Origin of the sequence: Paeniglutamicibacter sp. NPDC012692 (genome assembly GCF_042901625.1) — a bacterium.
Taxonomy (GTDB): Bacteria; Actinomycetota; Actinomycetes; order Actinomycetales; family Micrococcaceae; genus Paeniglutamicibacter.
Genome location: NZ_JBIBDE010000001.1, coordinates 1,065,057 through 1,078,292 on the forward strand (window position 1 = coordinate 1,065,057; position 13,236 = coordinate 1,078,292).

At 63.0% G+C, this 13,236-nt stretch carries 11 protein-coding genes; 2 read left to right on the forward strand and 9 right to left on the reverse strand.

The features are described from left to right. Positions 1 to 5: 5 nt before the first annotated feature. The 7 genes from ACFY5D_RS04905 to dinB form a co-directional block, all read right to left on the reverse strand. Positions 6 to 1,634: a UDP-N-acetylmuramoyl-L-alanyl-D-glutamate--2,6-diaminopimelate ligase gene (locus ACFY5D_RS04905; RefSeq protein ID WP_387525807.1), complete on the reverse strand. Its 1,629-nt coding sequence runs from the start codon at positions 1,632 to 1,634 to the stop codon at positions 6 to 8. Then, positions 1,634 to 3,466: a peptidoglycan D,D-transpeptidase FtsI family protein gene (locus ACFY5D_RS04910; RefSeq protein WP_387525810.1), complete on the reverse strand. Its 1,833-nt coding sequence runs from the start codon at positions 3,464 to 3,466 to the stop codon at positions 1,634 to 1,636. The genes ACFY5D_RS04905 and ACFY5D_RS04910 overlap by 1 nt, the downstream gene beginning before the upstream one ends. 68 nt (positions 3,467 to 3,534) lie before the next feature. Beyond that, the gene (locus ACFY5D_RS04915; protein ID WP_387525813.1) at positions 3,535 to 4,290 is read right to left on the reverse strand and encodes a hypothetical protein; all 756 of its coding nucleotides are present in this window, start codon (positions 4,288 to 4,290) and stop codon (positions 3,535 to 3,537) included. A 4-nt stretch (positions 4,291 to 4,294) separates the two neighbouring features. Next, positions 4,295 to 5,290 carry a 16S rRNA (cytosine(1402)-N(4))-methyltransferase RsmH gene (gene rsmH, locus ACFY5D_RS04920; RefSeq protein ID WP_387525815.1) on the reverse strand — a complete coding sequence of 332 codons (996 nt, stop codon included), beginning with the start codon at positions 5,288 to 5,290 and terminating at the stop codon, positions 4,295 to 4,297. Between the two features lie 170 nt (positions 5,291 to 5,460). Next, entirely contained in the window at positions 5,461 to 5,889 is a 429-nt protein-coding gene (mraZ, locus tag ACFY5D_RS04925; RefSeq protein ID WP_387525817.1) for a division/cell wall cluster transcriptional repressor MraZ, read from the reverse strand. 612 nt (positions 5,890 to 6,501) lie between these two features. Next, positions 6,502 to 6,876, reverse strand: coding sequence for a DUF3040 domain-containing protein (locus tag ACFY5D_RS04930; protein WP_387525819.1), 375 nt, complete (start codon positions 6,874 to 6,876; stop codon positions 6,502 to 6,504). 174 nt (positions 6,877 to 7,050) lie between these two features. Then, positions 7,051 to 8,253 carry a DNA polymerase IV gene (dinB, locus tag ACFY5D_RS04935; protein WP_387525822.1) on the reverse strand — a complete coding sequence of 401 codons (1,203 nt, stop codon included), beginning with the start codon at positions 8,251 to 8,253 and terminating at the stop codon, positions 7,051 to 7,053. Positions 8,254 to 8,352: 99 nt separating this feature from the next. Between dinB and ACFY5D_RS04940 the strand changes: the two genes are divergently transcribed. Continuing rightward, positions 8,353 to 9,459 (forward strand): polyprenyl synthetase family protein, encoded by a 1,107-nt coding sequence (locus ACFY5D_RS04940; RefSeq protein WP_387525825.1) that lies wholly within the window; start codon positions 8,353 to 8,355, stop codon positions 9,457 to 9,459. A 155-nt stretch (positions 9,460 to 9,614) separates the two neighbouring features. Here ACFY5D_RS04940 and ACFY5D_RS04945 read toward each other — a convergent pair whose 3' ends face one another. Further along, entirely contained in the window at positions 9,615 to 9,968 is a 354-nt protein-coding gene (locus tag ACFY5D_RS04945; RefSeq protein ID WP_387525828.1) for an Rv2175c family DNA-binding protein, read from the reverse strand. Positions 9,969 to 10,168: 200 nt separating this feature from the next. Here ACFY5D_RS04945 and ACFY5D_RS04950 point away from each other — a divergent pair, with 200 nt between their 5' ends. After that, positions 10,169 to 11,668 (forward strand): LysM peptidoglycan-binding domain-containing protein, encoded by a 1,500-nt coding sequence (locus tag ACFY5D_RS04950; protein WP_387525831.1) that lies wholly within the window; start codon positions 10,169 to 10,171, stop codon positions 11,666 to 11,668. A gap of 92 nt (positions 11,669 to 11,760) precedes the next feature. Here ACFY5D_RS04950 and ACFY5D_RS04955 read toward each other — a convergent pair whose 3' ends face one another. Further along, positions 11,761 to 13,233: a sensor histidine kinase gene (locus ACFY5D_RS04955; protein WP_387525834.1), complete on the reverse strand. Its 1,473-nt coding sequence runs from the start codon at positions 13,231 to 13,233 to the stop codon at positions 11,761 to 11,763. Between the last annotated feature and the right edge of the window lie 3 nt (positions 13,234 to 13,236).

Sequence of the window (13,236 nt, forward strand, 5' to 3'; positions counted from 1 at the left end):
GGACTTTACCCTTCGTCCTGGGAATCAACGGAATCGGTGCCCTGGCCCAGCGGGCGGAAACCGTTCTGCAGCAGGGCACGGCGAAGCTCTTCGCGGTCGTCGAGCTCCAGGTTGACGCCCATGACTTCCTGGAAGACCTCGTGCCCGCGCCCGGCCACCAAGATGGTGTCGTCCTCGGTCGCCATGGCAACCGCGGCGGCAATCGCTTTGGCCCGCGGGAAGACCTCGAGCGTCTGGCTGGACAGGCCCTTGGCGGCGATTTCCCCGCGCGCACCGGCCAGAATCGCCTCACGGATGGGTGCGGCCTCCTCGCCGTGTGGGTCGTCGTCAGTGACGATCACGATATCGGCATGGGTCGCGGCCACGGCACCCATGATCGGCCGCTTGGTGGCGTCGCGCTCCCCCGTGGCCCCGAAGACCACGATGACGCGGGAGCCGGGAACCGGTGAACGGACCGAGCCCAGGGCCCGGGCCAAGGCATCCGCGTTGTGGGCAAAATCAACAATGGATGCCGGTCGCTCGGCGATGACCTGCATGCGCCCGGGCACCTCGACGGTGAGCGGGTTTGCGGCGTCAAGCGCCGCCTGCAGCTCGGCCAACGGCACGCCGGAGGCCAACACCATGAGCACGGCCAGTGCCGCGTTGGAGACGTTGAAGTCCCCCGGCAGGCCCGTTTTCAGGCGCAGCACCTGCGACTTGGGGCCGTGGAGTTCAAAGCTGTGCCCCAGGCCCGACGGGGCGATGTTGGTGATGATCCAGTCGGCGTCGGAGTTTGCGGCGTCCGAGGCCAGGGTCCACACCGCGGCCGTGGCCTGCTCGGCCATGGCGACGCCCCAGGGGTCGTCGATGGTGATCACGGCGCGGTCGCTGCGTTCGAGGTCGAAGAGCGCTGCCTTGGTCTGGAAGTAGTCCTCCATGGACCCGTGCAGGTCCAGGTGGTCCTGGGTCAGGTTGGTGAACCCCGCCACGGCGAAGCGCAGGCCGTCGACGCGCTTGTAGGACAGCGAATGCGAGGAGACTTCCATGGCGGCGGCGTTGACACCCATTTCCCCCATGCGGGCCATCAGCCCGTGCAGCTGCGGCGCCTCGGGGGTCGTGAGGATGCTGGGGATCGGAGTATCGCCCGCCGCGATCTCGATGGTTCCCACCAGGCCGGTTTCACGGCCCAGGGCGCGAAGCACGGAGCGGATCATGTAGGTGGTGGTGGTCTTGCCGTTGGTCCCGGTCAGCGCGAAGAGCTCCGGGCAGTTCACGTCCGTCCCGTAGATGAGTGCCGAGAGTTCACCGACGACTTCGCGCACGTCTTCGACCAACACCATGGGCAGGCCGAGCGCGGAGGCCGTGGCTTCGCCCTCCATGTCGGTGAGGATCGCGGCGGCGCCGGCTTCAGCCGCCGCCGCTGCGAACTGGGCGCCGTGGAACTTGGCGCCCGGCGCGGCCACGTAGAGGTCGCCTGGCAGCACCGCGCGGGAATCCAGGCAGATGCCCGTGACCTGCTGCTGCCCGTCCCCGATGATGTTCGCTCCCCTGCCGGTTTCGTGGAGGTATTCGAGCATGGCGCCCAGTGCCGTGGGCGATTTGCGGTGCGGCCGCAGAAGCTGTTCTGCCGCGCGGGGGGTGAGGACTTCAGGCATTACCAAGATTTCTTTTGTTCGGATCCGATGAACACGTCGTACCCGTTGGGCTTCGAATTGCTCGGCGGAACGTTGTAGGCGTTCAGTGTTTTGCTCATGACTTCGCTGAAGGTGTCTCCAACGGACCATGTCTTCCAGTCGCCCTTGGGGCGGTGCATGGTGACGGTCACTACGAACTGCGGGTCGTCCAACGGTGCCACACCCGCGAACGAGCTGGTGTAGCCATCGTATTTTCCGGAAGGCCCGGCGGCCTGCGCCGTTCCTGACTTTCCGCCCACGCGATAGCCGGACACACCCATCTTAGTGCCCGTGCCTTCAAGGACGACCGTCTCCATCAATCGCAGCATCTCCTTGCTGGTCTTTTCGGAGAACACGCGCCGGGTCTTTGACTCGGGGGTCTTCTCCACGGATCCGTCGGCGTTGACGTAGGAATCGATGAGTTTCGGTTCGATCAGTACCCCGCCGTTGGCGACGGCCTGGAAGATCTGCGAGGTGTGAAGCGCCGTCTGCGTGTAGCCCTGGCCGAACATGGTGGCGTACTGCTGGCGGCGTTCCCAGTCCTGCCACGGGGCCAGGATGCCCTTGCTGGCACCGGAAACCCCGAGGTCGATGGGCGAGCCGATGCCGAGCTTCTTCATGTAGTTGTAGCGGGTTTCGTTGCTCAGCTTCTTTCCCACCATCACGGTTCCGGTGTTGTAGGAGCGTGCGAAGATGCCCGCGGCCGTCATGTCGTAGGTGGGGTGTTTCAACGAGTCGTTGATGACTTCATTGTTGATCCGGTAGGAATTGGCGACCTTGAATGCGTCGGTCGCCTTGATGACGCCCTCTTCAAAGGCGGCGGCAAAGGTCGCGACCTTGCCGGTGGAACCGGGCTCGAAGGCCTGGGTGATGGCCGCGGAGGTGCGGAACTCTGCCTCGGTGGCGCTCGGGTCGTTGGGGTCGAGCTGGTTCGAGTCCCCGATGGCGATTATCCGCCCGGTTTTCAGTTCCTCGACCGTTACAGCCACCCAATCGGCATTGAACTGCTGCTGCTTCTTCCGGGCTTCCTCCTGCGCGATGAACTGGATGTCGGTGTCGGCGGTCAGCACGACGTCCTGTCCGTCCACTGCAGGAGTCTCCGACATGCCGGCCATCGGGATTCGGACGCCGTCGGCACCGATCTCATAGGTCTTGCTGCCGGGGGTGCCCTTCAGGCGCTTCTCCTGGCTGAGCTCCAGGCCTTCGGCTCCTTCGAGCGCGGTCTGGTCATCGGTGTTCTTGACGAATCCGAGCAAGGGGCCGGCGATCACGCCGTTGGGGTAGAGCCGTTCGCTGCGCAGCTGCCCGGTGAGGGTGCGGATCCGCAGTTCCATCGCGGCGTTGCGCACCTCGGGGGTGACGCCCTTGGCGACCACCGAGTTTGCGTTCGGCTTGGCGCCGGGGGCGCCCACGACCGCGGTTCGGACGACGTCGACATCCTGGCCCAGGATCTCCGCGAGCTCGTTGACGGCCTGCTCGACCGTGACTTTCTCGCCGCCTGAGCTGCCGTCAAGCTTCTTTCGGGCAATCGTCCGCTCCGGTTCGACCTTGCGCTGGTCGATAACCAGGTCGTAACGGTCAACGCTTGTGGCCAGGATGCGGCCCTTGGAGTCGATGATCTGACCGCGCTTGGGGATCGTCACCTGTTCCCGGGTGCGTTCCTTGACCGCCGTCGCCGCGACGGCGGAGGCGTTCAGGGACTGTACGAAGAACAGGCGGCCTCCGATCACCAGCAAGGCAACCATGGAGAAAACCAGCACGATGCGCACCCTGTGATGCGGCGTTCCGGTATTTGTTGGGGATTTTTTTGACATGCTTTCCTCAGCTCATACCGAAAGGATTGGTGGTGCGTTTGCGCGGCTCGAACGCCCCGGGCAATTGGCTACGGGCCGGCGGTCTTCATGGTCGGGGCCGGGATGGTTCCGCCGTTGAGCTGCTGGGGCGTGAACGACGGGCGGCCTTGAGTGCCGGAATCCACAGGCTGCTTCGCGGCCGGGGACGGAACTTCCTCGGCCTGAACCGGGTTCTCCTGGGTCTGCGCAGTCGTCGCGGCCGATTCCTCGCCGGTCGCCGGTTTCTTCGGCTCCGCCTTGACTTCCTTTGCCTGCGGCACATCGGCCTCGGGCGTGACCGGCGTAGCCAGGACACCGGAGATCTTTGTGCCCTTCTCCGGCTTCACGGCCGCGGTGGCCTTGCCGGTGACCTTGCCGGTATCGAGGTTGATCGCGGCCGGGGTACCGGGCTTGACCATGCCGAGCTTGGTAGCCTTCTCCGCAATCACTTGCGGGGCCTCCAGGTACTGGGCTTCCTGGCGCAGCGCCTCGTTCTCCTGCGAGAGCGTGCGTTCCTGGCCCTTGAGGCCGACCATCGTGTACTGGCCGTTGGCAATGAACACGTTGAGGAGAAGAACGATCACGGCCGAAGCAAGGATCATCAAGAGCAGCGTGACGAGGAGCGGTATGCGGCGCTTCGTCGAAAGCGACGGCACAACCGAAAGCGTGATGCGTCGCTTCGTCGAAGAGGATTCGAGCCTCGACGCCGGTATCGGCTCCGGGGCATAACTGAGCGCGTTGGCACCCTGCGTCGGAGGCACGTCAAAGGTGCGGGAACGTACGCGGTTGGGTGTCCGGTTGCTCATATACTCAGTTCCTCTTCAGGATGCGTTCCACGGCTCGCAGCTTCGCTGAAGCTGCACGTGAGTTTTCTGCGATTTCTTGGTCAGTGGGCTTCTCGGTGCCTCGCGTGAGGACCTTGAACTGCGCCTTGTGTTCTTCCAGCTCCACGGGGAAGCCCGCTGGCGCCGAAGACTTGGAGCCGGCAGCAAAGTGCCGTTTGGTGATCTTGTCTTCCAGCGAGTGGTAGCTCATCACCACGACACGGCCGCCGACATGCAGCGCCCCCATTGCCGCGGGGATCGCACGCTCCAGGACGTCCAATTCCTCGTTCACTTCGATGCGGAGTGCCTGGAACGTTCGTTTTGCGGGGTGTCCCCCGGTACGAGCCGCAGCGGCCGGGACTACCGATCGAATGGCCGCAACGAGTTCCTCGGTGGTCGTGAAGGGCTTGACCTTGCGGGCCTCGACAATGGACGAGGCAATCCGCCCGGCGAATTTCTCCTCGCCCCATGCGCGGATGATCCGGACCAGTTCGGTCTCGCTGTACTCGTTGACAACATCCGCTGCCGTGGGGCCGCGCGACGTATCCATGCGCATATCCAGTGGTGCGTCGTAGGAGTAGGCAAAACCTCGTTCCCGCTCATCGAGCTGCAACGAGGAAACCCCGAGGTCGAAGAGTACCCCGTCGACTCCGTCGAATCCGAGATCTTCGACCACGTCCGCGATTTCGTCGTACACGGCGTGAACGAGATCGGTGCGGTTCGAATAGGGTTCGAGGCGAGCACCGGCGAGGGCCAGCGCCTGTTCATCCCGGTCAAGACCGATCAGGTGAAGATCAGGGAAACGCTGGAGCAAGGCTTCCGAGTGGCCTCCCATGCCGAGGGTGCAATCCACCACGACGGCGCGACCGCGAGCCGCAATCCCGGCTTCGATTCCGGGTGCCAGCAACCCAACGCATCGATCTAGCAGGACAGGAACGTGGCGTTCCGAGGCGGGTCGCTCTGCGGCTCCGTCAGGATTCACTGCTACCCCTTTCGCGTGGGCATTGTTGCTCGGGTACTGGCTTAAACCAGAGCCCCCTCCGACCCATGCATGTCCCGCCTGGCTTCGGGGAAGTGAAGCCAGGATGGACATCGACTGGGCGGCTGGAGATCTCATCCAAGCCATTTGCAGGCCGCTGGTCACCGAAGTGATCAGAAACCGGGTAGTGCTTCGTCATCTGTCTCGGAGAACACGTTCTCCTGCTCTTCAAGGTAAGAGTTCCACGAGGTCGTGTCCCAGATCTCGACACGGTTACCCGCACCAATCACTGTGACCTCGCGGTCCAATCCCGCGTAGGAGCGAAGCATTGCCGGAATGGTGACCCGGCCCTGCTTATCCGGCAGTTCGTCAGAAGCACCGGAAAGAAAAACACGCGCATAGTCTCGTGCCTGACGTGAAGAGATCGGCGCCTGGCTCATTTGCTCATGCTGCTTCTCAAATTCACGTTGACTAAAAACGTAAATGCAACGTTCCTGCCCTCGAGTCAGAACTAGACCATTTGCTAATTCATCACGATATTTGGCCGGAAGAATCAATCTCCCCTTCTCGTCAAGGCGCGGCGTATACGTTCCTAGGAACACATAGACCGCCTCTCGGTTTGAAGGAGCATCGACTCCATTTCCCTCTATTTCGCTCCACTTTACTCCACACCCCTCCACTGTCAACGGCCATTCGGCCGTTCCGACATGGCAAGATCCAAAAAATCATTGATTTTCCGCGGAATTCCGGGGAGGGAGCGAAGTGGAGGGAAAAACCACAGTCGGGAATCACCAAAAATGAACAGGTGACACAAAACACAAATACGGACGGCAAAATCCGCGTGAATACGGGGTTTTTGGGAAGCGCGCCGTCGCGGTGGAAGGAAGTGGAGGGACCGCCTGGGCGGTTGTGGAGGGAAAAAGAGGTCTTGGACACCCTCTCCATGCGGGCCACAGCCAACCGTCGAAATAAAAATTACTTCGATTGGGCATACTCGGCGCGTCGGGCGCGTCCTACCTCGTTTTGCTCCCAAGGCACGATGCCGCTGCGCTGCTTCACGGGGTCGACCACCAGCCCGCTACCTGCAGCAGGCAGCCAAAGGCAGGCCGAAAGCCAGAAAGGCGGTTAAATGCCTAAGGCTCCGCATGATGCGGAGCCTTAGCGAATTCTATTGCTTTTTGGGTGGGCACCCGTGGGCAGATCCGAAGCGGGATCTAGGAACCTTGCTCGTCGCGCTTGCGCTGTTCCCACTTGCTTTCCAAGTCACTCATGAAGCCAGACTTCTGTGCGGCTCTTGCCTTCTCTGCCGATTTCGAAGCCCTGGCGCCGCCCTTACGCGAAAGTGCCAAGTAAACACCGCCGAACATCACAATGAAGCCCAATACGCCAACGAGAATGAGTTGGCTCGAGATGCCGGCGATCAACACGCCGATCCCGACGATACCGATCAACGCACCCAATGCTAGGTTGCGCGTTGAATAGTTCCCCGCGCTCGACACAGTTTTCATTGTCGAGGCGAAGCGATGATCCTCATGTAGCTGCTTTTCCAGCTGCTCCAGAAGACGTTGCTCATGCTCGGAAAGTGGCATCGTCTCTTTCCTTTCACTTCACGGTCATGGCTCTCGCCCTTACCTTATGGAACGAACTACATCTTGACAATGTTCCCGACCATTTCAGTCAGTAGGTTCTAGATCAAGAATAGTCCTGAAACTTGTTAATAAGGTAGTCAGGATTCGACTCACAGCCCCCTCACGGCATCCATTTCAGCCGTCGTGCCCCTGCGCCCTTTCATTGTGCCCGGACTCCAGCAACGACGCGGGACGCAGGGCTCCGGCAGGGAATCTGGAGCGAATCAAATCCATGGCCACCTCAGCCTGACGCCAGTTGTCGTCCTGCGGATCGATGCTCAATTGCATTCCGAAACCGGCGTTGCGCAACTTTTCAGCCCGGATTCCCACCAGCCGAACTGCCATGGGCCTGGTGCCGAGTTTGTCGAGCAATCCCTCCGCTGCCACTGCGAGAACTCCGGCGGCGTTGCTGGGCGACGGCAGGGTCCGACTGCGCGAAAGGGTGGAAAAGTCCTCATAACGCAGCTTCAGGGCGACGGTTGCCGCTTCCTTGTTGGATTCCCGCAGTCGCGAGGCCACCCGGTGCGCCAGACGCAGTATCTCTCGTTTGATGACTTCGCCGTCATGGATGTCCACGGCAAACGTTTCCTCGGCACCGATGCTCTTCTCCTCGCGCTCGGTTTCGATCTCCCGCTCGTCGCGTCCCCACGCCAGTTGGTAAAGGTGTGTTCCGGTGGCTCCCAGACGCTTCTTCAGCGTGCTTTCGGGGGTGTGCGCGAGTTGTGCAACGGTGGATATGCCCATCTCCCTCAGCACCTCGGCCGTCTTCGCCCCGACTCCCCACAGCGCCTTCACGGGCAGGGTGTGCAGGTAGTCCAGGGTCTGTTCGGGGCGGATCACCAGCATTCCGTCGGGCTTTGCACGGGTCGATGCGACCTTGGCCACGAATTTGTTTGTCGCGATCCCGACGCTTGCCGGAAGTCCGAGCTCCGCGCGAAGCCGTGCGCGAATCATTTCGCCGATGGCCTCCGGCGAGCCAAGCCTGCGCATGCTACCGGTGACATCGAGAAAAGCCTCATCGACGCTGAGTTGCTCCACCAGCGGGGTCACCTCGTAGAAAATTTCCATGATGCGCGCCGAGTACTTGTAGTACAGCCCGTGAGTGGGTTCGATGACCGTGGCCTTCGGGGCCATCCGGACGGCCTGGCTCATCGGCATCGCGGACTTCACGCCCTTGGCACGGCATTCATAGGACGCGGAGAGCACCACCGACCGCTCCCCCGGATGGCCGACGATGACCTCCTGGCCAACGAGCTCCGGTCGGGACAGAAGTTCAACCGACACGAAAAAGGCGTCCATGTCCACGTGCAGTATCGCCCGAACCCGTTCCTGTGCCATGCTCCCAGTCTAGTGAGCGGCTCCGACACTGCGGGCGTTTCGCCCGCGCGTACTAGAGTTAACCCCAAACCACGTTGCGCAATCTATGGGATGGGAAACATGACTCTTTTTGCTGCGGACACCTTCGACCCCGAAAAGGCTCGGGAATTTTCCGCAGGCTTCTCGGAACGCATCGAAGAACTACTCACCACGTTCCTGGCAGAACAGCACGAAGTCATCTCCCGGATCGCTCCGGCGGCAGGCGAACTCGTCACGGCCATCAGCGACCTGACCCGAGGCGGCAAGCGCCTTCGTCCGCTCTTTGCCTTCTGGGGCTTCGTCGGGGCCGGCGGAGACCCTACCGAGGAAACCATCGTGCGGGCCGGCGCCGCCCTCGAGCTCTTCCAGGCCGCGGCCCTGATCCACGATGACCTCATCGACCGCTCCGATACCCGTCGCGGACAGCCAAGCATCCATCGCCGCTTCGAATCCCTGCACAGGGCCTCCGGGTGGCACCGCGACGCCTCGCGCTTCGGCGAAGCCGCTTCGATCCTCGCCGGGGATTTGTGCCTCTCTTTGAGTGAACAGCTCTTTGCCACCATCGAACCGACCGTTCCGCAGGCGCGGGCGATCTTTGACCGGATGCGTGCCCAGGTCATGGCCGGGCAATACCTTGATGTGCTCGAGGAATCCGCCGGCCCCGCCTACGGACCCGCGGACGCCGTGAAGCGCGCTCGAACCATCGTGCGTTTCAAGTCGGCCAAGTACTCGACGGAAAACCCGACGCTTCTCGGCGGAGCCTTGGCCGGTGCCAGCGACGAACTGCTGGAACAGTACTCCCGCTTTGCGCTCCCGCTGGGTGAGGCGTTCCAGTTGCGCGATGACGTCCTGGGCGTCTTCGGCGATCCCGCCGTGACAGGCAAGCCCGCGGGTGATGACCTGCGCGAGGGAAAGCGCACCGAAATCATTGCGCACGCCCTGACGTTGGCATCCGACGAGGACCAGGCGTTCATCCAGGGCCGGCTCGGCGCCGAGGACCTCTCCGATGAAGAGGTGACCCGGATGCGCGAACTGCTGGATTCCTGCGGCGCCCTGGCGGCAACCGAAGAATCCATCGCCCGACTTTCTGACCAAGGATTCGCCGCGCTGGAGGAACTCGAGGTCTCGCCGATGGCCAGGCACGCCCTGCGCACCCTGGGGCTGGCGGCGATCCGCCGCACGTCCTAAGCACCTGCGATCCGGCTATGCGCTGTGCCGGACCGCTCCGGCAATTCGGACATAGACATCAGGGAGTGTTCCCGCCGTGAAACGGCGCGAACACTCCCTGATGTCTATCTTGGCCCGGGTGCCATGGCTTCACGGCTCCCGGGGCGAAAAGCCTGCTACCAGCTCAGCGACTGGGCGCGGCGGCGGATCTCGGTCTTGCGGCCTGCGCGCAGGGCCTCCATCGGGGTGCCGGGCAGCGATTCGTCGGGAGTGAAGAGCCACACCAGCAGCTCATCATCCTCGTAACCCGAATCCTTGAGAACCGAAATGGTTCCCTTCAGGCTATCCACGAGCTGCCCGTCGAGGACGAAATCAGCGGGTACCGAACGGATGTTGCGCGCGCCCACGCGGACACAAATGATCGCGCGTTCGTCGATGAGGCTGTGGACCTTCTTGATGGAAATGTCCAGCGCTTCGGCTAGGTCGGGCAGGGGCAGCCACTCGGCTACGAGATTCTCAATATTGCTCACCAATCCAGCGTGCCACATCCTGCGGTAGATCTGGACCCATATTGAAGTTTTTTGCATGGGATCTTTCACAAATTTCAGCTTGTGGTGTAAATTCACAGGAGTCACACTCGCAACTTGAGTCACATGATTCACAAGGCTCTTCCTGTGAATTCACTTGCGACCGAACGATTCGCCCTTGCCCTAACCCAAAGGATCGCTTCATGTCCATCGCACAGAACCGCCATGTCCGAGCAATCGGCGGCGCAGTCGCCACCGCGGCAATTCCTGCCGTGGTTCTTGGAACACTCGCCACCCCCGCCATCGCTGCACCACTGCCAACCCGTGATGCACTTCAACCCAGGATCGCCACCCCCGCGATGGTCAAGGCCGCCGAGGCCCGGATCAGTGCGCACCTGGTGGCGTCACACATTCCGACGTCTGTCACTCCGATGGCAAAGAAAAGCGAAACAGTCACGGTGAAGAAGGGCGATACGCTCTCGCACATTTCGCTTCGCACCAAGGTCTCGGTAGCGGACCTCAAGAAGGCCAATTCCCTTCGCTCCGACAACATCTTCGCGGGCCAGACCCTGCGCCTGAAGGCCTCCGGCACCGCGGCAACCGCCAAGCGGACCGCCGCCAGCGGAACGGCCAAGACCGTTTCCCAGTACAAGGTCGTCGTCGGTGACACCCTCGGTGGCATCGCCAACCGGATGGGCAAGTCCCTGGCCGAGGTGCGCAGCGCCGCAGGCAATCCCGCCGGGGACCTGATCCACATCGGACAGACCTTGCGTTTCTCCTCCGGCGGCGGAACCGCCGTTTCCAAGCCCGGCTCGCAAGGCTCCTCGACAAGCAAGCCCGGCAGCTACGTGGTGCGGGCCGGCGACACGCCATCGGGCATCGCCCTGCGCCACAACATGTCCGTTTCCTCGTTCATGAGCATCAATGGCCTTGGCTCGTCCACGATCATCCGGCCGGGCCAGGTCCTGAAGATTTCGGGCGGTTCGGCTTCGTCGTCGCCCTCCGCGCCCAAGGCCCCCGCAGTCGGCCAGGGCAGCTACACCGTGGTCTCCGGCGACACCCTGATCGGCATCGCCAACAAGACGAACACCCCGGTGAACACGCTGCTGAAGCTGAACAAGAACCTGAGCTACAGCTCCACGCTTTCCATCGGACAGCGGCTGAAGACCTCCGGAAACGGCTCGAGCAGCTCCGCCGTGAATCCCACGTCCTCCAAGCCGCTGGTCGGAAACACCTTCCTGGGCCGCACGTACTCATCGGGCACCGTGAATTCGGCTAACGAGAACAAACGAACCCTTCTGGCTGCAAAGTTGCCTTCGCGGGCACAAATGCAGTCAATGGTTGCATCGACGGCCCGCGCAATGGGTGTCGATCCGTCCCTGGCCCTGGCCCACGCCTTCCAGGAATCGAGCTTCAACATGGCTTCGGTATCCCCCGCCAACGCGGTGGGCGTCATGCAGGTCATCCCGTCGGCCGGCCAGTGGGCCGAGGGCCTCGTGGGACGCGAGCTGAACTTGCTTGACCCGCAGGACAACGTGACGGCCGGCATCGCCATCATCCGCTACCACCAGCGCAACAGCCCGTCCAAGGAAATCGGCATCGCTTCCTACTACCAGGGGGCTGCCGGCGTGAAGAAGTACGGCATGTACCCGGACACCAAGCGCTACGTCGCAAACATCCTCGCGCTGCAGAAGCGCTTCTAGGCGCAGCCGCCCGGCGAAACAGACGAGAAGGGCCGGCCCACCGATTCAATTCGGTGGGCCGGCCCTTCTCGTCTGTCCTTTTGCGGGTGAGGCTATCGGCGCGCCGCCACCGGCAATTCGATGACCACGCGGGTGCCCGAACCGCTGCGGTCCTCCCAGTAGATGTTCCCGCTCAGCTCGCTGGTGACAAGGGTCCGCACGATCTGCAGGCCCAGGCCCTCCTGGCGCGGCTCGGGCGGCAGGCCCACACCGTCGTCGCTGATGGTGACGCGGAGGAAGTCCTCGCCCAACGGGTCCCTGTAGCGTTCCGCGTTCAGCACCACGGTGCCGTCCCGGTCCGCCAGCCCGTGCTCCACTGCGTTCGTGACAAGCTCGTTGATCACCAGGGAAAGAGGCGTAGCCAGCTCGGCCGGAAGACCCCCGAAGGCCCCGGTGCGTTCGGTGTTGACCTTCTGTCCGGGTGAGGCGATCTCCACGATCATCCGGAACTGCCTGTCGATCAGCTCGTCGAAGTCCACGTGCTCGCTCAGGCCCTGCGAGAGGGTCTCGTGGACGGCCGCGATGGTGGCGACCCGACGCATGGCCTGGTCGAGTCCCTGGCGGCCCTCCTCCGACTTCATGCGGCGCGACTGCATGCGCAGCAGTGCCGCTACGGTCTGCAGGTTGTTCTTGACTCGGTGGTGGATCTCGCGGATCGTCGCGTCCTTGGACACCAGTTCCTTCTCGCGGCGTCGCAGCTCGCTGACGTCGCGGCAGAGCACCAGTGCGCCGTAGCGCTTCTTACCATCGCGCAGCGGGATGGCACGCAGCGACAGCGTCACGCCCATGGACTCGATTTCGGTGCGCCACGGCATCTTGCCGGAGACCACCAGCGGCAGCGACTCGTCGATGAGCCGGCGGTCCTTCACCAGCCCCATGGTCGCCTCGGAAAGCGACCTGCCTTCGAGGGTGTCCGCCGCGCCGAGCCGCCTGTAGGCCGAAACGGCGTTGGGGCTCGCATACTGGACGACGCCGTCGGCATCGAGGCGGATGAAGCCGTCCCCGACGCGCGGGGCGCCTCGGCGCGACCCGGTGGGCGTGGCGAAGTCCGGCCACAGGCCCTGGGTGCACATCTTCAGCAGGTCCTCGGCGCACTGCTTGTAGGTCAGCTCGAGGCGCGAGGGCATGCGCGAACCCGAAAGGTCGACGTGCACGCTGATCACCGCCAGGGTGCGCCCGTTGCGGACCATCGGGACGGCCTCGATGAGCATCGAGTGCTCTTCCTGCGCCGTCCCGCGGTCCGAACGAACTATTGCCTGCGTCCGCCAGGCCTCGTCCACGAGGGACTTGAGGTCCTTGCGGATCCGCTCCCCCACGAAGTCCGTGTGGAAGACGGTGTGCGAGGTGGAGGGACGTACATGGGCAAGCGCCATGTACGTCCCGTCCGGGACCGGAAACCACAACACCAGATCGGCGAATGCCAGATCGGCGACCAGTTGCCAGTCCCCCACCAAGAGGTGAAGCCAGTCTTCATCTCCAGGCCCAAAATCAGCTGACTCTCGAAGTTGGTCCGTGAAGATGGCCAAGGG